The following is a 26,815-nucleotide window of genomic DNA, read 5'->3' as shown; positions in this document are numbered from 1 at the left end:
ATGCCGGGAAGGTATCCGCGCGGGGCTTTGCGGGCGCCGGGGCCGTCGCTCAGGAGGCGTCCGGGGCCCGGAGCATGCCGGTCTGCACCTGGGTCGTGCCGCGGCGGGTGGTGTAGAGACCGCGTCCGGTGGTCATGGTGCGCGGCTTCACACCGGGCAGGAACATCCCCTCCGACGGCGGGCAGGACAGCATCAGCGCCGGGGTGTTGGCCTCCAGCAGCTTCCGCAGCAGCGGGTCACCCATGCCGCGGGAGGCGCCGTTGGCGCTGCGCGCCACGACGAGGTGCAGGCCCAGTTCGTTGCCCTGCGGCAGGAACTCCATCAGCGGCGCGAACGGGCTCGGGCCGGAGATGCCGCCGCCCCCGACCATCTCGAAGTCGTCGACGACCAGGAAGAGCTGCGGCCCGGTCCACCAGTCGCGGCGCCCCAGACGCTCCGGTGTGATCTCGGGGCCGGGCACCCGGTCCCGCATCGCCCGCGCCACGCTCTCGATCATCTTCCGCAGCTTGTCGGTGGAGACGGCGTACCCGAGCCGCGACTCCTCGGGGACCGCGGGCGCCAGCGACCGCCGGAAGTCCACCAGCATGATCCGGCCCTCGTCGGGGGAGTACCGCCGGGTCACCGCGCGGCAGATCAGCGAGAGCAGATTGGTCTTGCCGGTCTCCGCGTCGCCGATGACGATGAGGTGCGGATGGGCCTCGAAGTCGTGCACCAGCGGCTCCAGCCGCTGGTCCTCCAGGCCGAGCGGTACCCGCAGATCGCCGTCGGGCGCCGGGAGCGTCGCCGCGTCCAGCTCCAGCGGCAGCATCCGTACCGCGGGCGCCGCAGGTCCCTCCCACGCCGCCTTGACCCGGCTCACCATCGCCGTCACGCCCTCGGCGAGCGAGGCGACCTGCGGGTCGCCGTCCAGCCGCGGCAGCGCGGTGAGGAAGTGCAGCCGCTCATCGGTCAGTCCGCGGCCGGGGAGCTTCGGGACGGTGTCCGCCGCCCGCATGTTGATCACCGAGTCGACCGGGTCGCCCATCCGCAGCTCGAAGCGGGTGCCGAGCTGATCGCGCAGGGCGCTGCCGATCTCCGACCACCGCGACGACGCGATGACCAGATGGACGCCGAAGCTCAGCCCCCGCGACGAGATGAGGTTGAAGGCCGGCACCAGATCCATGAAGTCCTGCCGCACCGTGCTCCAGCCGTCCACGACCAGGAACACGTCGCCGTGGCGCTCATCGGGCAGCTCACCGGCGGCGCGGCGCCGCCGGAAGTCGTCCATCGACTCGATGCCCAGCTCCGCGAACCGCTGCTCGCGCCGCGCGATGACCGCCGTGACCTCGGCCACCGTACGGACCACCCGCTCCGGATCGAGGCGCCCGGTGACGCCGCCGACGTGCGGCAGCCCGGACAGCCCGGACAGCGAACCGCCGCCGAAGTCCAGGCAGTAGAACTGCACCTCGCGCGGGGTGTGGGTGAGCGCCAGCGCGCTGATCAGGGTGCGGACCAGGGTGCTCTTGCCGCTCTGCGGCCCGCCCGCGATCGCGACATGGCCGCCGGCGCCCGACAGATCGGCCGTCAGCGGGTCGCGCCGCTGGTCGAAGGGGCGGTCGACGACGCCGACGGGGACGGTCAGCCGGGGGCCGGCGGCCGCGCCGGCCGGTGCCAGGCCCCGCCCGGCGGTCTCGGTCAGCGGCGGCAGCAGTCCGTCCAGCGTCGGCGCGAGGTCCAGCGGCGGCAGCCACACCCGGTGGGCCGGGGCGGCGTCCGGCTCCCGCAGCCGCTCCACGGCGACGGAGAGCAGGCTCGGCGCCGCCTCGTCGCTCTCCTCCGGCAGCTCCTCGACGGCCTGCGGCACCTGCCGCTGCGGCACCCACGCGGTGCTGAACGGCACCACCTGGCCCGCCACGACCGCCTGCCGCGCGGCCCGCCGCACCGGACGGTAGGACCCGGACACGTAGGCGGCCTTGAAGCGGGTCAGCGTGCCCACGTCGTTCTTGAGCAGACCGCTGCCCGGCTGGGACGGCAGGTGGTACGCGTCGGGCACGCCGAGCACCCCGCGGCTCTCCATCGCGGAGAACGTCCGCAGGCCCACGCGGTACGACAGATGCGACTCCAGCTGGTGCATCCGGCCCTCGTCGAGGCGCTGCGAGGCGAGCAGCAGATGGACGCCGAGGCTGCGGCCGAGCCGGCCGATCATCACGAACAGCTCCATGAAGTCGCGGTGCGCGGCCAGCAGTTCGCTGAACTCGTCGACCACCACGAACAGCGTCGGCAGCGGCGCGAGGGCCGCACCGCCCTCCCGGGCCCGCTCGTACTCCAGCGCGGAGGAGTGGTTGCCGGCCTTCCGCAGCAGCTCCTGGCGGCGGATCAGCTCGCCGTGCAGCGCGTCCTTCATCCGCTCGACCAGCGCCGTCTCGTCGGCGAGGTTGGTGATGACCGCCGAGGTGTGCGGCAGCTCGTCCAGGCCGAGGAAGGTCGCGCCGCCCTTGAAGTCGACGAGGACGAAGTTGAGCGTCTCGGACGAGTGGGTCAGGGCCAGTGAGAGCACCAGGGTGCGCAGCAGTTCCGACTTGCCGGAGCCGGTCGCCCCGATCAGCATGCCGTGCGGGCCCATACCGCCCTGCGCGGACTCCTTGATGTCCAGCTCGACCGGCCCGCCGTCCGCCGACAGCCCGATCGGCACCCGCAGCCGCTCACCGCCGGTGCGCCGCCGCAACCGCTCCAGCGCCGCCGTCCGCAGATCGGCGATGCCCAGCAGCCCCGCCAGGTCCATGTCCTCCTGGAGCGGCTGGTCGCCGCGGGCGCGCGCGCCCGGCCGGTACGACGCGACGGTGGCGGCCAGCGCCCGCGCGGCGGCCGTGCCGAGCTGCTCGGGCCGGCCGATCGCGGTCTCGGTCTCCTTGCCGTTGCGGTCGGTGCCGAGCATGTGGAGCGCGTTGTCGCCGGTCCGCAGCCGCAGCACCTGCCGCGAGTGCTGCCCGCCCAGCACGCCGCGCACGTCGAGGACCACGGCGTTGGCGTAGCCCGCGCCCGCCACCCGCGCACCCTGCGGCACGTTCGTGGTGTCCAGCACGATCACGGTGTACGGCTCGTCCCGGCTCGGCTCCCGCTCGGCGTCGAACTTGGGCCGCTGCGCGAACTCCTCCCCGAGCAGCGACTCCAGCTCCGAGACGGTGTCGATGACCAGCCGGGCGGCGCCCGCGCCGTCCGTCTCGGCCGGGTGGTGCACATGCGGCAGCCACTTCGCCCACTCCCACTCCGGGCGCGCCGCGCCGTCCGCGACGATCACGATGTCCAGCTCCCGCGGCGCGTGCAACACCGCCAGCTGGGCCAGGAGCGCCCGTACCGCGCCGCGGGAGACCGCCTCGTCGCCGTGGAACACGATCCGCGCATAGGTCCGCAGCCGGACGGCGACCGGCTGTTCGGCGACGGTGCCGTACGCCCGGATGAAGCGGCGCAGCGCGTGCGCGCAGAGCGGTTCGAGGTCCTCGACGGGCTTGGTCGACAGCGGTGAGAGGGTGAGCGCCAGGGCCTGGGAGCCGCGGGCGATGCGGACCTCGGCGAAGTCCTCGTGGGTCAGCCGGCGCTCCCACAACCGGCTGGTGCGGGCCAGTGACCACAGGGCGGGCGGCTCGGGGTGCTGCCAGGCCAGCGCCTGCCGCTGCTGGGTGATCACCTTGCGGACCCGGCGGCGGGTGGTGGAGAGATAGCGCAGGTAGTCCCGGCGCTCGCCGCGCAGCTTGCGCTTGCGGTCCTGGGTGGTGCGCAGGAACTGCGTGACCAGCATCCCGACGGCGGAGAGCGCCATCATGCCGATCGCGACGTAGGTCAGCGCCCCGCCGCCGCCCCCCGGCTTGAGGAAGATCAGCACCATGCCCATCGAGCTGAGCGCCATGGGCAGGTACATGAGCATGCCGGACACGGCGCTCTGCGGCTCGGGCAGGGTCGGCGGTTCCTGAAGGCTCAGCTCGCCCTGCGGGAGTTGGGGCCCCGGCCTTCGTGGGGGGCGGCGGAATGTGACGGTGCTCAAGACGGACCTTCCTTCGGGAGGGGGCCGTATCCCGCGCTGCCCGGCACCCGGTGCGGATCACCGGGCGCGGAAGCGAGGACACTTCGCATGTGCGAGGGAGCAAATGGCGGTTGGGTAAAGGGAGATCGAGATGCGGTGACCGGATGGATCCGGATACCTCTTCCGCTCTCGGGAGTACCCTCTGTGATCGCATTACTGATAAGCAGTCACGATAGTGTTCTCCTCAATCCGCGTCGACCCGGAGGAATTTCCGGGCCGAAGAGAGCGAGCCGCCGTGAGCGACACCACCGTCGGCCTGTGCCGACTCACCGTCCGATCTCCCGACAGGACCTTCGACATCGGCGTGCCCGTCGACGTCCCCGTCGCCGACCTGCTGCCGGTCCTCGTCGACTACGCGGGCGACGACCTGCACGAAGCGGGCCTGGAGCAGGGCGGCTGGGCGATCCAGCGCCTCGGCCGCCCCCCGCTCGACGACGAAGGCACCCCCCGCTCCCTGGAGTTGCGCGACGGCGAGACCCTCTACCTGCGCCCCCGCAACGAGACGCTGCCCGAAGTCGCCTACGACGACCTGGTGGACGGGGTCGGCGACGCGCTGCGCGGGCGCCCCGACTCCTGGCGGCCCGAACTCACCCGCCGCCTCCTCCTCGGCCTGACCGCCACCGCGCTCGCCGTCGCCCTCACCGTCCTCGCCCTGCCCGGCCCCACCGGGCTGCGCGCCGCGCTCGCCGCCGGACTCGCACTCCTGCTGATCGGCTGCTCCGGCGCCGCGTCCCGCGCCGTCGGTGACGCCTCGGGCGGCGCGGTCCTCGGCATCATGGCCGTGCCCGGCATGGCGCTCGCCGGCGCCCTGGTCCCCGCCGGCGGGGATCCCGAAGTCCTGCTCGGCGCCCGGCTGCTGGCGGCGGGCGCCGCGGCCGCCGGCGCCTCGGTGCTCGCCCTCGCCGCGGTCGCCGCCTGCGCCCCGCTCTTCCTCGGCGCGCTGACCGCCGGCCTCTTCGTCGCCGTGGGCGGCGGCGCCGTCGTCGCCGGACTGCCCCTCGCCCACGCCGCGGGCGTCGTCGTCCTGCTGGTCCTCGTCTGCGGCGGCCTCGTCCCCGGCCTCGGCTTCCGGCTCTCCGGCCTGCGGCTTCCGGTGCTGCCCGCCAACGCCGACCAGCTCCAGGAAGGCATCGACCCGCACCCCGCCGAGCACGTCACCTCCCGCGCCGTTCTCGCGGACAGCTACCTGACCGGCCTCTACGCCGCCCTCGGCCTGGTCACCACCGGCTGCCTCACCGCGCTGCTCACCGCCCCCGCCGCCGACGGCTGGCCGCCGCTGGTGTGCGCCTGCGTGCTGAGCCTGCTCCTGCTGCTCCACTCGCGCCACTTCGGCAGCCTCTGGCAGCGCCTGTCGATGGTGCTGCCCGGCGCCTGCGGACTCGCCCTCGCCGCCACCGCGGGCGCGACGGAGCTGGCACTCCCCGCCCGCCTGGCGCTGATCGCGGCGCTGCTCGCCGCGGCCGCCGTCGCCGCCGTCGCCGCCTGGACGGTGCCCGGCCGCCGCCTCGTGCCGTACTGGGGCCGCATCGGCGACCTGCTGCACACCACGACCGCCGTCGCCCTCGTCCCGCTGGCGATCCTCGTCGCCGGCATCTACCAGCAACTGCGCGCCGTCAACGGCTGACCCGGCCCGCCGCACTGCCGCCGGCCGCACGGCCGGGGAAGGGGATAAGACATGCAATCCAGGCGGGACCAGGTACAGGCCCACCTGTTCGTGATGAGCCGGCTGTCGGCGGGCATGCTCCGCGTCGAGCCCGACGCCGCCGACGCCCCCAGCGCACGCACCAAACGCGGCCTGATCGGCGGCACCGTCGTCGCGGTGCTCGTCGGCATCGGCGTGGCGCTCTACGGCGTCATCTCCCCGGGCGGCGCCACCTCCTGGCGCAAACCGGGCACCCTCGTCCTCGTCGACGACTCCACCACCCGCTACCTCTACGCCGGCGACGCCCTGCACCCGGTGCTCAACGAGGCGTCCGCGAAGCTCGTCGCCGGTGACCGGATGACCGTGCAGCACGTCAGCGCCGCCTCCCTCGGCGGCACCCCGCACGGCGCGCCCGTCGGCATCGTCGGCGCCCCCGACTCCGTGCCCGCGCCCGGCGCGCTGGACACCGGAGCCTGGCTGGCCTGCGCCGGACACCTCACCAACCCCTACGGCAAGAAGCGCGAGGTGCTGAGCCTCGCCGTCGGCGCAACCGAGGCGGGCGACGCCCTCGACGACGCCACCGGCACGCTGGTGACCTCGCCCTCCGGCGGTGTGCAGCTGCTGTGGCACGGCACCCGGCACCGCGTCCACACCGAACACGGTGCGCACACCTCCGTCGGCTGGGCCGGCGTCTCGCCCCTCCACGTCAAGGACGAGTTCCTGAACACCCTGACCGCGGGCACCGACGTGGACTCGCCGCCAGTACCGGACCGCGGCGCCGACGGACCCGAACTGGCCGGCGCCCCCACCCGCGTCGGCCAGCTGTTCACCGGCTCGGACGGGCAGCACTACGTCCTGCGGAAGGAGGGACTCACCCCGCTCACCCCGCTCCTGTTCGACCTGCTGCGCGGCGACCCCCGTACCCAGAAGGACGCCTACGACGGCGCGCCCGTCCAGGCCCGGGCCATCGGGCCGGCCGACCTGTCGGAGCACCAGGCCTCACCCGGGCTGGGGAGTTCCCTGGCCGAGGGCCTGCCGGCGACGGCGCCCCGGCTGGTCACCGCGGGCGCCACGCAGAGCGTCTGCACCAAGGTCACCCCGGGCCGCGGGAACAAGGGCCCCACGACCGGCATCGCCGTGCTCGACAGCAAGGACGTACCGGCCGGGGCGCCCAACGCCCAGCCCGGCATCCAGGCGGCGTGCCTGCCGTCCGACCGGGTCTGGGTCCGGCCGGGCAGCGGCGTCCTCGTGCGGTCGCTGTCCTCGGCGGGCGCCGGGGCCACCGACTACCTCGTCACCGACGCCGGAGCGGCCTACCCGCTGAGCGCCGGAGCCGCCGAGCGGTTCGGCTACGGCCAGACCCAACCCGCCACCGTGCCCGGTCAGTTGGTGAAGTTGCTGCCGACCGGGCCGCGGCTCGATCCGGCCCGGATCGCCAAGGGCGGCATCGTGCCCCCCGCGTCCTCGGCCACCGGCTGCGGGCCCTCCGGCGCCGGTTCGTGAGCCGTGACGGAGAGGCCGGGAAAAGGGATTTTCGAACATCAGCCTTTGGTATGACTACACCCCGTGCCGTCGCCGTTACCCTGAATTCGATGTTGTTTCCCGAAGCTGATTCCCTCGTGAAGTCGGCGTCGTGGCAGCCGGATCACCGGCGTATCTTCTGCCGTCGTGCAGGCGTACGTGCCGGTGGCGTCGGCGACTCCCTGGCAGCGACACCGGGCCGAAGAGCCCAGGAGCGGCGCGCCCGGAGAACGTGAATTCCTCGCGAAGGGTCCCGCCCGCCTTTCGTCTGCGTTGTCCGGACCGCACCGCGGCGTCGTGTGCGGCGTCGTCGACGTATGTCCCCAACCCCCAGATTTTTCGGAGAGGACGACCCCATGAGCGCCGGTGGCATGGAGAAGAAGGATGAGGACATTCGGCAGGCGCTTTCGCTGCTGAATGAACAGATGGGCAAGATGCGCACCGCCGGGCAGACGGTGGAGACCACCGTCCAATCCGTCGCCCGGAACTTCGATTCCGGCGCCAGCCGACAGTTCCAGACGAAGATGCAGGAATGGATCGAGACGTACAACCAGGTGTCGCAGAAGGTGAACACCCTGCACGACAATCTCGAAGCTGCCAACCAGACGCTCAACACGGGTGACACGGACGCCCACGACCTGGCTGCCGGCTGGGACGCCGGTGGCGGCGACCTCGACAACATCCACGGTGTGCTCGGCGGCTCCGCGTCCTGACGCCGCCGCCCCCGGCACCACCGCCCCGCAGGCGACAGCGCGGTCGGGGCGCCCCTCACCCTCATCCCTCAGCCTCGCGAGGAGCGATATGTCCTTCCGGATGGAAACCCAAGAGCTGGAAAACGACATCGAAGATCTGGATACCGCCAACCGCAGCATGGTCGAGGCGCTGAACACCATGAAGCAGGATCTGGCGCCGCTGCTCAAGAGCACCCGCGGTACCACGGCGGATGCCTGGAACGAGGTGCAGCGGAATCTGGACAATCAGATCCATGCGCTGAACTCCTCCCATGCGCAGGGTGTGCACGTACTCCGCGAAATCAGGGAGACCATGCTCCGGGCCGACCAGAACGGCGGGAACCAGGTCCATGGCGGATGAGGATCAGGGGGCCGGCACCGGCCGGGTGAAGATTACCGAGGGATATCTCGAAAGCTTCGCCCAGCAACGGATCCAGGACTTCATCATGGGCCTGCGGGACAACGACGACTACCGCAACATCGAGGGTTTCGCCGGTGGCGCCGCAGGTCCCGGCGGCTATGCCAAGCTCCTCGCCGGGAGCAAGGACTTCCCCGCAGGCCAGGAACTCCAGCAGCGGTACGCGGCATTCTGCAAGGGCCTGAAACAGGAATTGGACAGATTCGCGCAGTCCATGACCGACCTGTCGAAGGACCTGCTGTCGGTGCATCAGGTGCTCGACAAGGCGGAGGCGGACACCGAACTGTCCGCATCGCAGATGATGCAGGACCTCCAGGACATCCTGAACGGTTTCGGCGGCAAGACCCCGCCGCCGCAGGGGAATTCCCCGGGAACCGCGTAAGAGAAATTCCGCGGCAGCCGAACATGTCCGGCGAGCAACGATCGACGACACACCGGCCCCGCCCCGGGCGGCCCCTCGCGGCCCGTCCGGCGACGGGGACCGGCCGGAGAGGGGCCACCACGTGAACCGGTACGGGCCGAAGGGGCGGGTGCGCGCGTGAACTGGGGAGAGGCGATGAAAGCCTTCGCCGGCAGCGGGCAGAACGTGACGGACAGTTCGGCGGTCGGGACCGACGGCACGCCGAGCTGGCTCTCGGGGTTCACCACCGGCACCTCGCTCGCCGGTGCCGGGGACATGGCGCACGGCCAGGACGTGTGGTGGTCGTTCCGCTTCTCGGTGGGCTCCAGCGACCTGGAGTACTTCCTCGGCGCCACCATGGACTGGGGCGGGCTGGACTCCGGGCCGTTCCACCACTTCGTGCAGCAGCCCGAGGCGATCCTCGGCCCGGTCGCCGGCTCCCTCAAGGGCAACGACGTCGCCAGCCTGGGAAGTTTCGACACCGCCGGCATCACCCTGCGCGGTCTGGAGCGACGGCTCGACGGAGCCCGGGGCATCCTGGACGCCTGGGCCCGCGAGGTCAACGAGGACGACTCCAACTGGCAGGGCAGCGCGGCGGGCGTCTTCCGGACGGTGCTGCACGGCATGGCCGACGAACTCGACCGGCTGCGCATCGAGATGACCACCCCGCGCGACATCGCCGCGGAGCTGGACCGCACCCGTACCCAGATGCACTCCACGCTCACCGCGCTGCTCGCCGCCCACCGGGACTGGCGGGCCGACCGGATGGCCTGGCCGGTCAACGCGGTGCACGACGCCCTGCAGGAAGCGATGCAGGGCGCCAGCGTGAGCTTCGGCTACCAGACCGTGGGCGACGGCAGCAATCCGGAGGCCAAGGTCACCTCCTCGTACGGGGATCCGAGCACCCAGGGATTCTGGGACCGGGTCCAGTCGCGGGCCAAGGCGCTGTGGCTGGCGAACGTGTACACCCGGCTCGATCAGCCCGCAGGGCAGCACATGCAGGCGCTGACCTCGACCGTCGGCTCCACCGGCACCGCCATTCCGCAGCAGATCACCCCGCTGCGGCTCAGGATGCCCGGCGGCGGCGCGGGCGGCACCAACCCGTTCGGCCCGGGCACCAGCCCGTTCGGCTCCGGTACGGATCCGTACGGCTCGGGCATCGACCGCAAGGCGCTGCCGCCCGAGGCGCAGCAGTACCTCAAGAACAACGGGTACGGCTCCGGGACCGGTCCCGACGGCGCCGGTGGCCCGGACGGTTCCGGGGCCGGCCCGGAGGGCGCCCGCTCCTCGGTGGACGAGCAGGGCAAGGGCGACGGCGCACGGCTGCCCGGCGGCTCGGGCAAGGACGGCCCCGAGGGCGGCAAGATCCCGGACGTCAAGCAGTTCGCCCAGCAGCTGGGCGGCGGAACGGGCGGCATCGGCGACGGGAGCACGGACGGGCACGCGGGTGGGGAGGGCGACAGGAGCGGGCACGTCCCGCCGGGCATGATCCCGCCCCCGCCACCGAAGATCCAACCGCCGATGACCGGCACCAGCGGTGGCGGGTCCGGCCTCAAGACGTCCCCGTTCGGCTCCGGTGGCGGCGCCGCGAAGCTGGTCGGGCCGGACGGCAGGACGCTCACCGACAGGAACGGCCACGCGGTCGACGTCCCCCGGGGCTCGAAGATCAACGCCGACGGGACCGTCACCCGCCCCGACGGCACGCTCGCCACCGACCGCAACGGCAATCAGCTCACCGTCCCGCGCGGCACCAAGCTCCACCCCGTGGCGGAGCCGCCCCACGACGGTTCGGTGTGGCGCGAGCGCAAGATGCCCGAGAACGTCCAACTGCCCGGGGGCAAGGGCGGATCGGGCGGCGCCACCGCCCATCCGCCGGTGATGCCGCGCGGCCTGAGCACGGTGAGCGGCCTGGGCGGCGGCGGCGCGGGCGGGGGCGGTGGCGCATCGTCCGGCGAGATCCAGCCGCCGCGCACCGGCATGAGCCCGAAGGCGTTCAAGAACGGCGGTTCGCTGCCGCCCCCGCCGCCCGAGGAGTTCCCCCCAGGGGGCCGGGGCGGCCGGGGCGGTGCGCTCCAGGAGGCCACCTCGATGGGGCGGTCCACCTCGTCCGGCGGCTCCCCGATGGTGCCGCCGATGGGCGCGGGCGGGGCCGGTGCGGGCGCCGGCGGCCAGGGCGGCGACCGGGAGCGGGCGACCTGGGTCGACGAAGAGGAAGAGGTGTGGGGCACCGACGGGGGCGCCACACCGGGCGTGATCGGCCGATGACCGCACGGACAGTGGCAGACGAACGGAAGGGCAGGCGATGAGCCCCGGATTCCAGGACCAGGTCGACCAGATGATGGGACGGCTGGCCGAGCACCGCGACCGGCTGCGCGAGACGCAGGAGCGGCTGGCGCAGGAGACCGTCAAGGTCACGTCCAAGAACCGGGCGGTCACCGTGGTGATGGGGACCCGCTCGGACGTCCGCGAGATCAAGTTCCACGGTGAGCAGTACCGCACCATGGCGCCGGCCGAACTGAGCCGGACGCTGGTGCAGTTGCTGACGCAGGCCCGTGCCGAGGTGCACGCCAAGGTGCAGAGCGCCGTCGCGCCGTTCACCGGGTTCGGCGACGAGGTCCGCGAGTCCATGCTCGGCGGCACGGAACAGCTCGCCGCCATGCAGCAGGCCCGGAAGATGTGGCCGCAGCCGGGCGCGGCCGCTGCCCGGCGTGGCGGCGACGACGAGGACGAGACCGATGGCTGAGGAGATCAAGACCACCGACGACCTCCGGCGGCTGTTCGGCGAGTATCCGCGCCTCGCGGAGACGATCAAGGCGCTGAACGCGGATGTCGCGGAGATCAACCGCCTGAACACCGACGGCGCCGGACGGGACGACGAGGTCCACGACCAGTACATGGGCGTCGCCGGGCCCGGCACGCACGCCCTGGAGACGGTCGTCAAGCTGATGTCCGACCTCACCGACTCCACCGGTCAGGCCGGGGACAACATCATGAAGATCTTCGACGCGGCCAAGCGGGACAGCGAGGAACTCGTCCAGGCATGGAAGGCCATGGACACCGAGGGCGAGCCGAAGGAGGGCAAGCCGGGGCATTAGATCTGCCGCCGGGCTCCCGCCGGACTGTTGTCGTCGCCCGCGGCGTCCCGCCCGGTCCGTGCCGCCCCGGCGGGAGGCCGCCTACCGCCCGCACCGGAGGGACGGGGCGGGCGCGCGGGCGTCCCGGCTTCCGCGCACCCGCGTTCCGTCACTCTCCCCGTCCACCCGCACTCGCCGTGCACTCCGTCAAGCGGGCCCGCCGCCCGTGGTCTCAGAAAGGGGTCGGCCGTGGCCCTCATGCCCTCCCAGGACGTCATCAACCTTCTCAACTCCTTGGGCATGAAATGGCCGCAGGCCAACGAGGACCTGCTGCGGGAGGCGGACGCCGCGTACCTGCGGACCGCGGGCGATCTGCGGACGGCGGAGGAGTACTTCGTCGACATCGCCCGGGGCGTCAACCTCAACTTCAGCGGGGAGAGCGCGCAGAAGTTCGCGGACTGGGTGGACTACCTGTGCAGCGGCGACACCTCGATCCTGGACGCCTCGGCGAAGCAGTGCGAACAGCTGGCGAAGAACGCCCGGGACACCGCCACCGATGTGGAGCACACGAAGTGGTCGATCATCGGTCAGGCCATCGCGCTCATCGCGATGCAGGCCGCCATGGCGTTCCTGAGCTTCTTCCTCGGCCCCGAGGTGATGCTCGGCCTGAGCTTTGAGTACACGCTGGTCCGGGAGTTCATCCGGAACCTGATCACGGCGTTGCTGCGGTCCATCGCGACGCAGGCGGCCATCGGCGCCGGGGTGGGCGCGGCGGTGGACGCCGCCGTCCAGGGCATCCAGATCGGACAGGGCCACCGCGACGGCTACGACCAGAAGCTGCTGACCCAGGCCGCGGTGGCCGGGGCGATCGGCGGCGCCATCGCCGCGCCGTTCGACCTGGTCGGCGTGGGCCTCGGCAAGTGGATCGGCAACAAGATCGGCACCGGTGTGAAGGGCGCGCTCGGCAAGGAGCTGGGCAACGTCTTCGAGCACGCCGCCGCCGAGGGCGCGGCCAAGACCGGCGTGGGCGCCGGCCTCGGGAACGCGCTCGGCAAGGCCGAGAGCCAGGCGTTCGGCAAGGACTTCGGGTCGCTCATCAGCAACACCCAGGCACAGCTGTCCAAGGGCTTCGGCAAGGGCGCGGAGGGCGGCCGGGGCACCATCGCCCATGCCTTCACCGAGAAGTCCGCCGACCTGTTCGCCAAGCACCTGGGCGGCGGCAAGTCGTTCGGCGGCGCGGCCCGGGGGCTGAGCGAGGGCGAGGCGCGGGACCTGGGCCGCGCCTGGGGCCGCGAGGTCGTCAGGAACTGGGGCCGGGACGCCGAGCAGAACGCCGCCAAGGACGCCCTGGCCACCACCTTGAAGCAGTACGAGAAGCAGCTCGGCGCGGACGGCGTGAAGGTGTTCACGCACGAGGTGCCCGACGCGATGAACGCGGCGCTCCGCGACCACCTCGAAGGCAACCTCCGCTACCGCCTGGCCGGGACCGCCGCGGGCACGCTGACGGACGGCGCCAACAACGCCCTGTCCGACGCGGTCGTCAACTACGTCTACAACGGCAAGTTCGAGACCACGGGCGGCGCGTTCCTCGGCGGCGCGGTCATGGGCGCGGCCGGGCGCGGCCTGGGCGAATACGCGATGCCTCCGGTGCAGAAGCACGTCATCCATCCGGCGCTGGGCGCGGTGGGCAGCGGCCTCAAGAGCTTCAAGGACCAGGTCTTCGGCCCGTCGGCGCCGAACGCGGTCGCACCGATGCTTGCCGAACCGCCCGCGGGCCCGCCCACGGTTTCCCCCGTCAGTACCACGGACCAGAACCCCGCTTCCCCCGCCCGCCACGACGGCGGGACGGACGGCGCGCCGCTCACCGGCTCCGACGATCCGACGGGCCCGATGGCGGGCACGTCCGCCGCGGATCACGTGGAGACACCTTCCGCCACCGGCAACGACGCGCACTCCCCGTCCGCCCCGCAGACCGACTCCCCGACCGATGCGGGGACCACGCCCGTGACGCCCGCGACCCCGGTTACGACCGACGGGCAGTCCCCGGTGCCCGGTTCCGGCACACCGGGCACCGGGCAGGGCGGCAGCACCGCGCCGCACCAGCAGCACACCCCCGTCACACGGAACGAGACGCCGCAGGCCGGCAACCGTACGACCGGCGGGCCGGACAACGGCGTCGTCCCGCCGCCGCCCCCGCGGAAGATCGTCACCACCAGCCACCAGAAGTCCGCCCCGCCCGAGACCCCCATCGAGCACCCGTCCACCACCTCGGCCTCCCACCCCGTCACCGCGTCCGGCGACACACCGCCCGCCCCGCCCGTACAGCACCCGGCAGCGAGCACCGACGACACCGGCACCGCAGGATTCCCCGACCCCACGGATACCTCCGGCACACCGCACCCCGTGGTCACCGAGGGCGGCGGCCCGCACGCGACGACCTCGCACACGCCGGGGGAGAGCGGCGGCGCCCCGCTCCGCGAGGAGCCGGTGACCGAGCTGGTGGACCGCATGATCCGGGTCCGCGACGCCCGCCACGAGACCACCGTCGACGGCGCTCGGACATCCGCCCCCCACCCGCACGACTCCGGCGAACTGCGTCCGCTGACCGAACGGGAACGGCAGGAGTGGCTCCAAGAGGAGCTGCTCCGCAAGAAGGCCGCCCGGCAGCAGGAGCCGCCGCAGCACGCCTCCACCGACGAGGAGCGGCAGACCGGGGACCACACCCCCGGCGCCGGCTCGTCGGCCGATGAGCGGCAGCCGACGGCCGGGTCGGCGCCGCAGGAGCAGCAGCGGGCGGCCGAGGCCGCGTTCCGCAAGGAGCGGGAGGAGTTCCTCGCCCAGCTCCACACCGATCTGCTGACGGAGTTCACCGCGAGCGCCGAGGCACAGCAGCACTTCTCCCCGGCGCCGCAGTGGTCCCGCCACGAGGACGCCGCGGCACGCGCCGCACGGTGGCAGGCCGAACAGAAGCGGATGGCCGGCCAGTACGACGCCGAGCTGTCCCAGGCCCACCAGGACGCCCTGCGGATGGCGTTCTTCGAGGACGTCTTCGAGCAGTGGGCCACGGACCGGCTGGGCGGCGGCACGGCACGCGCCGCCGACGAGGAGATGCGCTCCCGTGTCCTGACCCGCCTGTACGAGCGGGAACGCGAGCGCACCGCACAGCACTTCCGGGCGGGCGGCGAGGAGACGCTCGCCACCGCCGACGGGCTGCGCGCCCACCTCGACCGTGCCTGGGTGCGGGAACACGCGCTGGAACACCTCTCCCGGTGGGCCGAGGCCGCCTTCGAGAACTGGCGCGGCGGCCTCCCGCCCGAGACCCGGGCCCTGCTCGACGAGACCGACCCCGCCACCGTCTTCCCGAAGAGCTCCGCACCGGAGCCGGACGAGGTGCCCCCGCCGCGTACCAGGGGCGAAACGGCCCTGGCCGAGGCGGAGTACGCGTTCGAGCAGCACGCCGCCGCGATCGTGGAGCGGCTGCTCGGCAACGGTGCGCTCCGTACCGACCCGCGGCGGCTGATCGCCACGCTCGACGCGCTGAGCGAGGGCGCGTTCAGCGCCGCGACGCTCCGGCAGCACCTGGGCGGGCGGGCCGGTGCCGTGGGCGAGGCGCTGGCCGGTGCGCTGCCGCAGTTGTACAAGGCGTTCGGCGACGCGGTGCAGGACGTGGTGCACCACCGAGCCGCCGAGGAGGCCTTCGAGGGGGCCGCCGAGCATGCCGCGCTGCGTACCGCGGCGCAGCCGACCGAGTCCGACGGCGCCCTCGCCGCCGCGAACTCCTCGCAGCTCTCCGAGGGCGGGCGCCGCCGGCTGCGCCGCCAGTGGCTGGACCGGTACCAGCAGGACCGTCTGCACCACTACGGCGCCGCGGGCAACGGGTCGCGTACCGGCTCCGGCCCGTCGGAGCGGAGCTGGGAGCAGCTCCGGGCGTCCCGGGAGGCGGAGCTGCACCTCCGGTTGGAGGTGCAGCTCGCCAAGGAGACGGCCGCGAAGGACGCCGTCGCGGCGGTTCAGGACGCGGCGGCCTCCTGGGGCGAGGCGCTGGACGGGCTGCCCGAGGACGTCCGGCAGAAGCTGAAGGACGACTTCGGGCTGGACGGCACGGGCACCGCCTCCCGCGACGCCCAGCGCACCGCCGCCCGCAAGCTCGGCGACGAACTGCACCAGCGGCTCGACAGCTGGGCGGACAAGACGCCCCGGGACGCGGCCTATCCGCGCATTCTCCTGTCGGAGTACACGAAGCCGGCGGTGGTGCGGCAGCGGATCGCGCTCGCGGTGGCGCGGGCGGAGGCGGAGCGGGTGGCCCGCGCGGAGGCCGAGGCGCTCGCCGCCGACGAGGCCGGACTCCTCGCCCACGACGCCCGGGAGCGGTTCGTCACCGAGCACGTCGAGCGGGTGACGGCCCAGTTCGACGCGGTCTTCACCCTCGATACGGTCTTCGGCCGCCCGGCGGACGAGGGCTCCGCGACCGCTCCGGCGGGCACCACCGAGCCGCCTGCCGGGACCACGCCGCCCGCCGAGCCCACGGAGCCCGTGACGCCCGGGGAGGCGCAGACCTCGCCGGGCACGGACACCACCCCGCACCAGGGTGGCCCCGCCACGGACGGCGGCGAGCAGCCGACCGCCGGCGCCGTGAAGACGGACGAGAAGTCCCCGGTCCACCAGGCGTTCGCCGCCTGGACGGACGGCCGCCGGAGCCTCGGCGACGAGTTGCCGAGCCGGCTGCACTTCGAGATCAGCGCCACTGGTGGCCTGGACTCCTGGGCCGACGGCTTCCACGGCGCGGCCGGTGACCGGGGCATCGCCCAGGAGGACCTGACCCGCATCGGCTCCCGCACCCGCGAGGACTGGTTCACCACCTTCCACAAGACCTGGGGACCGGACGGCCTCGACACGGCACGCTGGCTCCAGCACGAGACCGAGCACGGCAACCGCTTCGGGACCACCGCCCCTGCCCCGGAGGCCGGCTCCTCGCTCGTCAGCCTCTCCGGCACCGCACCGCACCTGCTGGAGGACGGCCCCGGCAGCGTCACCGCCCCGCCGGATTCCGGCTCGGACGACGGCCTGCCGCCCGGCTCGCCTCCGCGCAAGGAGACGACCGTGGACGAGCTGCGGAGGCGGCTCGATGCGTTGCGGGGCAAGGCACCGGCCGCCGCGGAGGAGGAGACGCCGGGCGGCGGCAAGTCCTCGGCGCACGAGGAGAGCGCCGAGGAGGAGATGCAGCGTCGGTTGGCGGCGTTGCGCCGGAAGGAGCCTGCCGGTTCGGAGGAGGAGACGCCGGGCGGCGGCACGCCTCCGGTGCGTGAGGAGAGCATCGAGGAGGAGCTGGACCGCCGGCTGCGGATGCTCCGGCGCCTGGACCCGCCCGGCCGGGGCACCCCGTACCCGCCCGAGGCCCCGCCGGTACGGCAGCGGATGTGGCAGGAGGGGGACCACCACGACACGTCCTCGGACGACTCCGGTGCACCCTCCCCGGTCATCGGCCACGACCGCGCCGTCCGGCCCTACAGCCCGCAGCCGCCGACGGAGCAGCCGCCGCACCGCGAGGTGCGCGACCAGCACCTCGTACAGCAGGCGCCGACGAACGGCGCCCACCGCGAAAACCGGCCCACCGAGAGCCAGGAGAGCCGGAGCCGGCACCAGGATCAGGACCCGGACCTGTCCCGGGACCAGCGGCTCCAGCAGACCCCGCCGCCGGCCACCCCGGCCGCGCCGAACACGGGGGACGACGACCCCGACCGGATCCGTCGCATCCAGCGGAAGATCCTGACGCTGGAGGCCGAGCGCGCCCGGCTCTACCGGGAACAGGGCCGCCCGGTGCCGGAACGGCTCGGCGGCAAGTGGTACCCGGCCGCCCCCGCCGAGCAGCAGTCCACGGCGTCACCCCTCTCCGGGACCACGGCCGGGGACCAGACCAAGGACAAGGGCAAGGGCAAGGGCAAGGCCGAGGACAGGACCAGCGACAAAACCGAGGCCGATACCAGCGGCAAGGACAAGACCAAGGCCAAGGCCGAGGACAAGCGCCCCGACGCGCTGACGGCCGACGAGTTGACGGAGTGGCTGGCGCACGTCTCCTCGGAGAAGGAGCTCCAGAAGTACCTCCTGGAGCAGGAGCTGCTGCGCCGCCCCGTCACCGCCGCCGGGGCGGCCGACTGGCAGGCGCAGCAGATCAAGCACCACAAGGAGCTGCTGCACACCCTCCAGCGCGAGGTCGTGTTCGCGTCCCGTGACGAGAACGGCAAGCTGTCCGGGACACCGGTCGAGGAGCTGATTCTCGGCATCCACCACCGCGACAGCGACCGTCCGGTCTTCTTCGACCTGACGTCCACCGGCATCAACGAGATCTACCGCAGGGGCGCCCGGACCACCTTCGAGGACGGCACCGGCCTGGAGGAGCACGCCTCGCTGGTCGGCGGCACCGAGATCGAGCTGCGGGAGGCCGGGAAGGTCGCCGACAAGCTCGCCAACGGCGTCACGGACGTGGCCGGGCACGCCCGTGCGAAGCTGCGCGAGGACATCCTCCAGCTGCTGACCCACCGCCCGCACACCCTGCTGCCCCGTCCGGAGCACGGCGCCGGGGAGCTGCCCGCCGCCCTGGGCGACGGCACGTTCGTCCTGTACGAGACCGTCACCGGCGGGAGGGGGCTGTACGGCCTCCGCGCTCTCAACCACGGTGCGTACTCGCGCTACGAGGACGCCTTCACCGTCAAGGTGAAGGGCGGCCAGCGCAGCAACCAGAAGGACGCCACCTCGCACGTCCAGGCGTCCAGCCACGCCATCGGCTTCAACACCGGTGTGATGATGCCCAGCGTCGCCACCGGCATGATCACCGTCGCCGTCACCGGCAACATCAATCAGGCGACGCACACCACCGCGCACTCGGTCACCTCGACCGACACCCGCACCGTGGGCTCGGAAGGCCCGTCGCACACCTACGTCAACCACGTGGTGTACGAGGGCCGCACCTACACCCTGGACGAGCGGGGCGTGCGGCGGCCGACCCACTCCGCCCCCGTGCGGCTCTCCGTCGACAGCGGCTTCTCCTGGCGTGTCCCGGACTCCCTGACCGCGAAGCCCCCGGTCGCCCCGACCGGTCTGCCCAAGTCCCTGACCCTGCCGCAGGGCGTCTTCCCCGACCTGGTCTCCGCCGACCACCTCGTCGTTTCCCCGGAGCTGCTGGACTGGGCGCTCCAGGTCGCCACCGTGCACGGCCAGTTGACGCCCGACATGCCGGGGATGGGCGAGATCCTGCACCGGTTCGCCACCTTCACCATGCACGAGAGCCTGGTGCCCGCCATCCGTGGCGACGTCCAGCAGATCAAGGTCGTCGACAAGAAGGAGAACACCATCGGGGTGTTCACCTACAGCGTCGACATCGTCCGCTCCGTGGACGCCACCCTCGTCAAGACGATCGCGGCGCAGGAGAGCGAGAACAAGGTCCAGAAGAACACCGCGGTCGGCGACGACCACAGCAACACGATCAGCAACAGCCTCACCGTCAACCTCTCCGGCGGTCCGGCGTACAACGGCCCCGCCCGGGCCCAGGTCAGCCTGAACGGTCAGCTCGGCGCCGCCGTCAGCCGGACGATGACCTCCTCCGGCAAGGGGCAGGTGCAGATCGGCCTCTCCGACAAGTCGGCCCAGGGGCTCTACGAACACCAGCTGAGGATCAACGTCAGGTTCCGGCCCGGCTACGAGCTGAGCCGGCTCAACACGCCGCCGGAGCTGAGGGCCGGGAACCACCCGCCGCTCCGGAAGAGCTTCGTGGCCCACACCGTCCTGCGCACCCCCATGGGCTCCGCCCGCGAATGGGCGGACCTGGACCCCAACCGGGTGATCAAGCAGCGCGACCCGCTGGCCCTGCCCGGCTCGACCGGCAAGGACAGCCCCAACGCCCTGCACGTACCGGACTTCGTACCGCCGCAGCAGCCGCAGGAGCTGGCCGACCACCTCAAGCTGCTGCTCAGCTCGTACAACTACATCCGGATCAACGCCCCCACCGTCGAGTCCCGGCCGCCGCAGCGCCCGGTGCCGCGGCCGCTGTCGCAGCGTGCCGCGTCGGTGCTGGCCTTCGGATACCGCCGCAACATCGGTGGCGCCCCGTACGGCAAGAGCCACGGCATGCAGCGGAGCGCGTCCGTGCCCGCGGGCGGCTCCCCGCCGGCCGGCCCCGAGCCCCTCCGCAAGCGGCGGCCCGACTCCATGGCCGTCGACACGGCGAACACCCCGGGCACGTCCGGCATCCCCGGCACCCCGCCGGGCTCACCCATCACGCCGCCCCGGCGGCCCCTGGCCTTCGTACCGGAAGAGGAGGAGCAGTCCCCGAGCCCGTCGTCCGCCGGCTTCCCGGAGCCGGAGACCCGGCTGTCGCAGACGTCGGATCTGCCGGTCACCGCGACGACGCCCAGCGACCCGCGTCCGCTCGCCCGCCAGTTGCGCGAAGCCGCCCGCAGGGCGCTGGTCAACAGCGACAAGCGGCACGTCCGGCAGATGCTTTTGGTGGAGCCCGGACCGGGCAGCAGGAAGTACCACCCGGGATTCGTCGCCAAGCACACCGTGCGGGCGTTCGCCAAGCGCCTGGGCATGGTCACCGGCCCGACCCCGTACCCGAAGCCCAACTCCCGGCAGCGGCGCGCCCTCGCCAACGACCAGTCGTTCCTCCGCCACCACGGCGCGACGAGCGTCGAGACCCAGGGCGCCAAGCTCATCCGGCGTGCGCTCCAGCCCCTCGACGACCTGACCGTCGAGACGTCCGGGCCGATGGTGGTGCTCCGCCGCTCCGGTCTCTTCCGCAACGAGGGCGTCTCCGTCGCGATGACCCTCACCCTCGACGAACTCTCCTACGCGGGGCTGTGGCGGGACGTCACCACCTCCGGCAGCACCTCCGGCGCCCGCAACCTCGCCCACTCCACCGAGGCGCAGACCAACTGGCAGATCGGCGCCGGCGCCGACGCCGGGGTCAAGCCGGTCGCCGCCACGAACCTCGTGATGGGCGGTGTCTCCGCCACCTACGGCGGCAGCACCACCCGTAAGTCCGAGACCGGTCTGGAGACCGGCACGGAGTACTCCCTCAGCACCGGCAAGGGCTCCCACGCCTACGAGGCCGTCGGCGTGCTGCGGCTCGACGCCGAGCACCACGGGACGGCGCGGAAACTGCTGCGCACCCTGGCCGACGGACTGTTCGACATCGCCCCGCACCAGATCGAACTCGGCCGCGACAACGACGGCAAGCTCATCGGCAAGGTCCGCGTCCTGATCTTCCAGCCCGACTCGCTGATGCCGCACAACCTGCGCCGGCCCTACCGCGCGCCCGGCCCGCTCCCGCAGCCCACCCCGCCGCCCACCACGCCCACGCCGGAGACCGTCCCGGCCACCGGGCACCGGCCCACCGCGCTGGAGATCGCCCGCAACACCCTGCACACCCCGGAGAACGGCGTCACCAAGTGGCCCGCCGCGCAGGCGAAGGCCCTGGCCGGCGCCGTCCGCCCGCCCCGGCCACGCGACAACGCCTTCCACGCCCATGTCCGCAACGGCCACGGTCCGTACATCGCCGCCGTCACCAAGGAGGTGCTCAGCGCCGTCTCACCGCACCTCAACGACCGGCTCGCCTACCGGGCCTCGCAGGAGTACGGCGACCTGATGGCCTTCGTCGAGCAGATGGAGGCGCAGTTCGACTCCGCGGTGCACGGCGGCCGCACCCTCGACATGCTGCACTACCGCGGCCGCGCGTTCCGCTTCGAGACGCGGCTGCGGCTCAAGGCCTACCCGCTGAACCCGGTGGTCCGCGACATCGCCGACACCAACCTCTCCGCGAGCCACGCCATCCCGAGCGCCCTGAGCGTCGGCACCGGCAACGCGGTGACCCGCACCCTCAACATCCAAGGTCAGTTGTCGGCCGGTACCGCCTTCCACGCCGGCGAGCCGGGAGCGACCCAGGAGTCGCAGAGCTGGGGCCTGGTGTGGACGCTCCACAACCACAGCAACACCACAACCACCTCGCACTCCCTCTCCATCGGCATCACCTTCACCGAGGCCCGGACCGGCCGGATGGCGCTGGTCGGCTACGAGGCGATCACCTGGGCCGTCAGCGCGCAGCTGAAGTCCCTGGGGACCGGCGGGAGCCGGTCCGGCTTCGGCGCCGTCACGGTGGCCGGCGACCACACGTCCGTCTTCACCTGGGACGACGCCCGCAGCCTGGGCTGGGTCGCCAACGGGCTGGGGCAGCTGCCGCACAGCTCCCTGTGGCAGGCGCCGCGGCAGCTGCCCGCCTTCGTCTCCGTACGCGGCGCACTGGACACCGAGCCCGTCGTCGAGTCGTTCGTGAAGGCCCTGGAGGAGAAGGGGAAGGCGAACGCGGTGCTCCCGGCGGACGGCATGGGCCGCCGCGCCGCGCTGCGCACCGAGCTGAACACCCTGCTGACCCCCGACGCCCTCAACGGCGGTCTCCACTACCAGTTGGTCCGCGAGGGCATCCCGCTCGTCGGCGGCGTCCGGCTGCGGCTCGTCCCGGACGGTAACCCGGTCTATCTGGCGACCCACTACAACGCCTCGGTCGACGAGGACCGCGCGGTCTCCTACACCAGCTCGCAGGCGCTCTCCCGGTCCGAGGCGGCCGGCCTGGGACTGACCAGCACCCAGACGCCGGCCACCCACCCCAACACCCCCGAGGGCAAGCGGCAGCCCGGCGCCGTGGGCGTCGGCCTCCCGGTCAGCGCCAACGTCACCGCCACCACCACCCGGTCGGTGACGCGCACCGAGGCGGTCAGCAAGACCGCGACGCTGACCTTCCCCGGCCCCTACGTCGACTACGCCGTCGGCTACCGCATCGAGCTGTCCCACATCGACGCGTCCGGCGAGGTCGTCCGGGCCATCGAGGACGCCGGCACCCTGATCCAGGCGCACCCGGAGACGCTGCTCACGCCCGCCGCCACCGGCGACCGGCCGAAGCCGGCGGACCGGTCCCCACAGCTGCTCACCCCCCGAAGCGGGCAGCCGACGCCGCCGAAGCCCCTCAACGAGCCGGTGCCGCCCGACGTCTGGCGGCAGCGGAACAGCGCCCTGACCGACGTCCTGGCGCACGAGCACACCGTCTTCCTCGACGCCCGCGGAGCCAAGGAGCTGCTCCGCCACGTCACCGCCGCGGTCGACGCCGCCGACGGGAAGACCACCACCTTGACCGTCCCCGAGAAGAAGCGGACCGCCGAGGTCCCGCCCGCGGAGCGCCGCGCCGTCGGCGGCGGCAGCCTGACCCGGCCCGGCACCGGCGCGGCGCGCCAGCTCAACCTGCAGAACACCTCCCGGGCGCTGCGCGAGATGCTCTCCGAGGCGCTGCGTTCGGGATGGCGGCAGCCCGCCGTCGAGGACAGCTCGTGGTTCGGCTCCTCGCGCGCCACCGTCACCGTCCACGCCCGGGCGAAGAGCGACCGGCCGCGGATCCTCGGCGTCCTCGACGAGGCGACGGTCACCAAGGACCAGCGGATCACCCAGACGTTCCAGCACGCCGAGGGATACACCGCCGCGTCCAGCTTCAGCGCCGGCGTCGTCCCCTCGTACACCGCGAACGACGCGGGCAACCTCTCCCACCGCGCCACCCCGCCCGCCTTCCAGGGCAGCGACGTCGCCACCTCGCAGAGCGCCTTCGCCAACTCCGTGAACTCCGCGGTGGCCCCCAAGGCGGAACGCCGCTTCCTCGTGGAGGTCCCGCTGGACTTCCTCGTCGGCGCCACCGTCACCAAGCACGGCCTCAAGTCCGGCAAGGACGCCTTCCGGGCGGCCGTCGCGGCCTACCTGCCCGCATCGAGCGCCCTGCAGAACACCGTGGCCCGCCTCAAGCAGAAGCTGGTCACGGCCGCACCCGACGCGGAAGCCGCGCTGCTGCGCGACCACGTCGAGACCCGGGAGGGCCGCGCCGCCACCGCCTTCTCCTCCGACGACGGGGTCCTGGCGCTGGTGCCCGAGTGGGTGCTGCGCGACGCCGGGCTCCTCGACGACACCACCTTCCCCGAAGCCGTCGGTACGGCGTACGACCACGTCAAGGACGTGCGGGAGAAGCTGGTCGAGACGGAGAAGAAGTACAAGGAGGCCGAGGTCCGGGTCGAGAAGCGCTACGAGGAGCTGTACGAGGCGCTCCGTGAGCGCGGGCGGCGCGACGCCGACGACACGTTCACCACGTCGCACTCCGACGACGCCACGGCCCGCGCCTACCGCTCGGCACTGCGCCGCCTCGTCGAGCACGAGATCGAACGTGCCGGTCTGCACGCCGAGCTGGACCGGCTGCGCAAGGAACTCCACAAGGCCCGCGTCAGCGCCGACGCACTGCGCGAGTGGCACGAGCGCAACGCCGGCAACCCCGACGCCGAGGGCAAGCCCGAGGCGTACACCTACGACAAGGAGGAGAAGACCACCCGCCGGCCGGTGGCGGCCGCCGGGGACGACGACCCGGCCACGCCGCTCGATCCGCCCGTCGACGACCTGTTCACGGACCCCGCCGTCCATGAGTTGGTGGCGCTCGCCGAGTCCGAGGGCGGCATCTGGACCGGCGGCGCGGTGCCGCCCGCCCACGCCGAACTCCGCGAGAAGCTCAAGGCGCAGGCGCTCGACCTGGTGCGGGGCGAGAAGGCCGCCGAACCGCACGCGGCCGCGGACGCGCTCGACCAGGAGTCCGCACGCCGCCAGGAGGTGCTGCGCAACGGCGAGAGCGCCTACCTCCGCCAGGCCCGCGAGGGCGCGCTGACCGCCGCCCGGCGGATCCGGGAGGCGATCGACGCCGAACTGGCGGTGATCCGGGAGGCCGTCGCCCGGGGGGACGAGGACGCCGCGCTGCTGGCCGGGTACGCCGAGCAGCTGCGCACGGGCGGCCTGGTCCGCCTCACCGACCTCGACGGCCACCTCGCGGAACACCGGGCCCGGCTGGCCGCCGCCCGCGACGCCCTGGAGAAGGCCGCGGCCGGTGCGCAGACCGAGGCGGCGACCGCCCGTGTGCGGGAGCACCTGGCAGCCATCGAACGGCTGGAGCGCAGCGCCCGGCTGGAGCAGCGGGCCCTGACGCTCGCCCGGTCCCTGACGCCGTCGTCGTTCCCCGAACCGCCGCTCGTCAAGGATCTCGCCGAGGACGCACGCCTCGCCGCCGAGGAGTTGGCGGCGCTCGACGCCCCCGTGCAGTTCACCGCCGGGGAGACGAAGGACGGGGACGACCACCCCACCACCTACGTCCACGACGACGGCACCGTGTACGACGTCCGCGACCCGCACGACACCGAGAACCCGGAAAGCACCCGGGGCGAGGGCCTGTTCCTCTCCCTGAACACCGCGCTGGCCGCGCTGGCGGCGGCCGGTACACCGCTGACCGTGCTCCCGCACACCGGCACCCCGCAGGAGATTGCGCGGGCCCTCCACGAGGCCCTGGCCGGCCGCCTGCTCGCGGACGGCGAGGACCACGGCTCCTGGCTCGGTGCCCCGGGGGCCACCGGCAACACCTGGCTCCAGATCGACCCGGGCCGCGACCGCTTCACCACCAAGGAGCTCGAAGCCGCCGGGGTCCTGCTGAGCACCTCCGGGAAGAGGGTCCCGGAGGGCGGCATCCGGCTGCTGCCCGCGCACGAGAAGGAGTTTCTGCAGGACGGCGTCCTGCACGGCAACGTCCCTCTCCCGCACGCCGCCCGCGTCAAACTCCTCGCCCTCCAGCTGCTGCGCCCGGCCGGCAGCGAGCTGCGCCGCGGCGCTCCCGACGACAACGAGATCGACGACTTCTACCTGGTGCCGCAGCTCTTCGCGTTGGTGTACGGCGTCGAGGTCCACGTCGTACGCCCCGGGGCGGGCGTCGAGGTCTTCCACCCCGGTGGCCCCGAGGGCACGCGGCGGCCCGGCGTCCCGGCCGTCACCGTGGTGCTGGAGAAGGACACGGTCAAGGCCCTGATCCCGCGCCCGGGCACGGCGCAGCCGGCGCCCGCTCCCGCGACACCGGCCTCCCCGCCGCACTCCCCGAGCTCCCCGACCCCCGACCGGCCCCTGACGCCGGCGCAGCAGGAGCCGCCCGCCTCGCCCGTCTCCGAATCGGAGCCCCCGCACGCCCCGGAGCGGTCCGACACCCCGCCCCTGCCGGTCCTCGGCACCGAGGTGCCCGTTCCCGGGGACGGCTGGTGCCAGATCTCCTCGCTGCTGGTGGGCGCGCCCGGCCATGTCCGGCAGCGGCTCGATCTCTCCCGTCACCCCGAGGTGTACCGGCTGCTCGGCGACGCCGAAGCGGTGCGCGCCGCCGCGCGGAGCCGGAGCGGCACGGCGCGCGGCCATTTCGACACCGCGGTACTCCTCGTCCACCGGCACGTCATGGACTTCCTCGGCAATAGCGTGCGCGAGCTGCCGCAGTCCTTCGCGGCGCGGCCGCTGGTCCGTGTGCACCGTTCGACGCCCGGTGAGATCCCGACACGGGAAGAACGCCTCCGGGAGGTGTCCGAGCGCACCAGCGGCCCCGGAGAACTGCGCCGCCTGTTCGACCGGTGGCGTCCCGGTCGGACGCCGTCGACGGAGCCGGGCGGGCAGGACGGTATGACCCGGGTTCTGGAGGCGCTCTCCTTCGACGAGTTGCAGTCGTTCGCCGCGTTCGTCTGGGAGCACGCGCCGGGCTGGACCGCCGAGGAGTTCGAGGGGCTGCGGGACACCGTGGCAAGGTGGCCGGACGCCTATGCGACGACGCACCACGGCGAACTGCTGCTCCTGCTGCTGGCCGAGGCGTTCGGCGTGGGCGTCCACGTCCACCGTCCCGGTCTCGGTCTGGACGGGACGCGGCTCGGCCCGCCCGGCGGCCCGGCCGTCGTCTTCCGCTACAACGGACAGAACCACTACAACGGCGACACCGGCGGCGCCCCGGCCACCTCACCGCGGCCCGCGCGGACCACCCCGCTCAACCCGGTCAACCCGACCACCCCGGTCACCGTCGTCGAGCACGAGCCGCCGCAGGTCTCCCTGCTGGAGGA

Annotated in this window: 10 protein-coding genes (1 of these 10 only partly in view); 9 read left to right on the top strand and 1 reads right to left on the bottom strand. The window is 73.1% G+C overall.

Annotated features, from left to right (window positions below):
• Positions 1-49 precede the first annotated feature (49 nt).
• Complete coding sequence (gene eccCa / locus ABT345_RS10080) at positions 50-4,018, bottom strand: type VII secretion protein EccCa (protein WP_345088070.1); 3,969 nt, start codon at positions 4,016-4,018, stop codon at positions 50-52.
• Positions 4,019-4,292: 274 nt separating this feature from the next.
• On the opposite strand from eccCa, the gene eccD reads away from it, so the two are divergent.
• The 9 genes from eccD to ABT345_RS10035 all read left to right on the top strand — a co-directional run.
• A complete protein-coding gene (gene eccD, locus ABT345_RS10075) occupies positions 4,293-5,681 on the top strand; it encodes a type VII secretion integral membrane protein EccD (protein ID WP_345088068.1) in 1,389 nt (462 codons plus the stop codon).
• A gap of 51 nt (positions 5,682-5,732) precedes the next feature.
• Positions 5,733-7,202, top strand: coding sequence for a type VII secretion protein EccB (gene eccB, locus ABT345_RS10070; protein WP_345088066.1), 1,470 nt, complete (start codon positions 5,733-5,735; stop codon positions 7,200-7,202).
• A gap of 374 nt (positions 7,203-7,576) precedes the next feature.
• On the top strand, positions 7,577-7,933 hold the full coding sequence (locus tag ABT345_RS10065) for a WXG100 family type VII secretion target (protein WP_345088063.1): 357 nt from the start codon (positions 7,577-7,579) through the stop codon (positions 7,931-7,933).
• Between the two features lie 88 nt (positions 7,934-8,021).
• Positions 8,022-8,312 (top strand): WXG100 family type VII secretion target, encoded by a 291-nt coding sequence (locus tag ABT345_RS10060; RefSeq protein WP_345088060.1) that lies wholly within the window; start codon positions 8,022-8,024, stop codon positions 8,310-8,312.
• Positions 8,302-8,751, top strand: a complete 450-nt coding sequence (locus ABT345_RS10055) for a hypothetical protein (protein WP_345088057.1) — start codon at positions 8,302-8,304, stop codon at positions 8,749-8,751. Before ABT345_RS10060 ends, ABT345_RS10055 begins: the two co-directional genes overlap by 11 nt.
• A 174-nt stretch (positions 8,752-8,925) precedes the next feature.
• Positions 8,926-11,034 carry a hypothetical protein gene (locus ABT345_RS10050; RefSeq protein ID WP_345088055.1) on the top strand — a complete coding sequence of 703 codons (2,109 nt, stop codon included), beginning with the start codon at positions 8,926-8,928 and terminating at the stop codon, positions 11,032-11,034.
• Between the two features lie 37 nt (positions 11,035-11,071).
• Positions 11,072-11,512: a YbaB/EbfC family nucleoid-associated protein gene (locus ABT345_RS10045; protein ID WP_345088053.1), complete on the top strand. Its 441-nt coding sequence runs from the start codon at positions 11,072-11,074 to the stop codon at positions 11,510-11,512.
• Positions 11,505-11,864 (top strand): hypothetical protein, encoded by a 360-nt coding sequence (locus ABT345_RS10040; RefSeq protein WP_345088051.1) that lies wholly within the window; start codon positions 11,505-11,507, stop codon positions 11,862-11,864. Before ABT345_RS10045 ends, ABT345_RS10040 begins: the two co-directional genes overlap by 8 nt.
• Before the next feature lie 237 nt (positions 11,865-12,101).
• Positions 12,102-26,815, top strand: the beginning of a protein-coding gene (locus ABT345_RS10035) for a protein-glutamine glutaminase family protein (protein WP_345088169.1). The gene runs 25,651 nt beyond the window's last position; only the first 14,714 of its 40,365 coding nucleotides appear in the window; its start codon is at positions 12,102-12,104; its stop codon lies off the right edge, out of view.

Source organism: Streptomyces sp. NPDC000404 (assembly GCF_040300365.1).
In the GTDB taxonomy this organism is placed as follows: Bacteria; Actinomycetota; Actinomycetes; order Streptomycetales; family Streptomycetaceae; genus Streptomyces; species Streptomyces ramulosus.
This window is presented reverse-complemented; position numbering and strand designations above follow the sequence as displayed.

What these genes read in the sequence shown, in the direction of transcription:
- eccB (WP_345088066.1), top strand. Translation starts at nt 5,733, where the DNA reads ATGCAATCCAGGCGGGACCAGGTACAGGCCCACCTGTTCGTGATGAGC.
- ABT345_RS10065 (WP_345088063.1), top strand. Translation starts at nt 7,577, where the DNA reads ATGAGCGCCGGTGGCATGGAGAAGAAGGATGAGGACATTCGGCAGGCG.
- ABT345_RS10060 (WP_345088060.1), top strand. Translation starts at nt 8,022, where the DNA reads ATGTCCTTCCGGATGGAAACCCAAGAGCTGGAAAACGACATCGAAGAT.
- ABT345_RS10055 (WP_345088057.1), top strand. Translation starts at nt 8,302, where the DNA reads ATGGCGGATGAGGATCAGGGGGCCGGCACCGGCCGGGTGAAGATTACC.
- ABT345_RS10050 (WP_345088055.1), top strand. Translation starts at nt 8,926, where the DNA reads ATGAAAGCCTTCGCCGGCAGCGGGCAGAACGTGACGGACAGTTCGGCG.
- ABT345_RS10045 (WP_345088053.1), top strand. Translation starts at nt 11,072, where the DNA reads ATGAGCCCCGGATTCCAGGACCAGGTCGACCAGATGATGGGACGGCTG.
- ABT345_RS10040 (WP_345088051.1), top strand. Translation starts at nt 11,505, where the DNA reads ATGGCTGAGGAGATCAAGACCACCGACGACCTCCGGCGGCTGTTCGGC.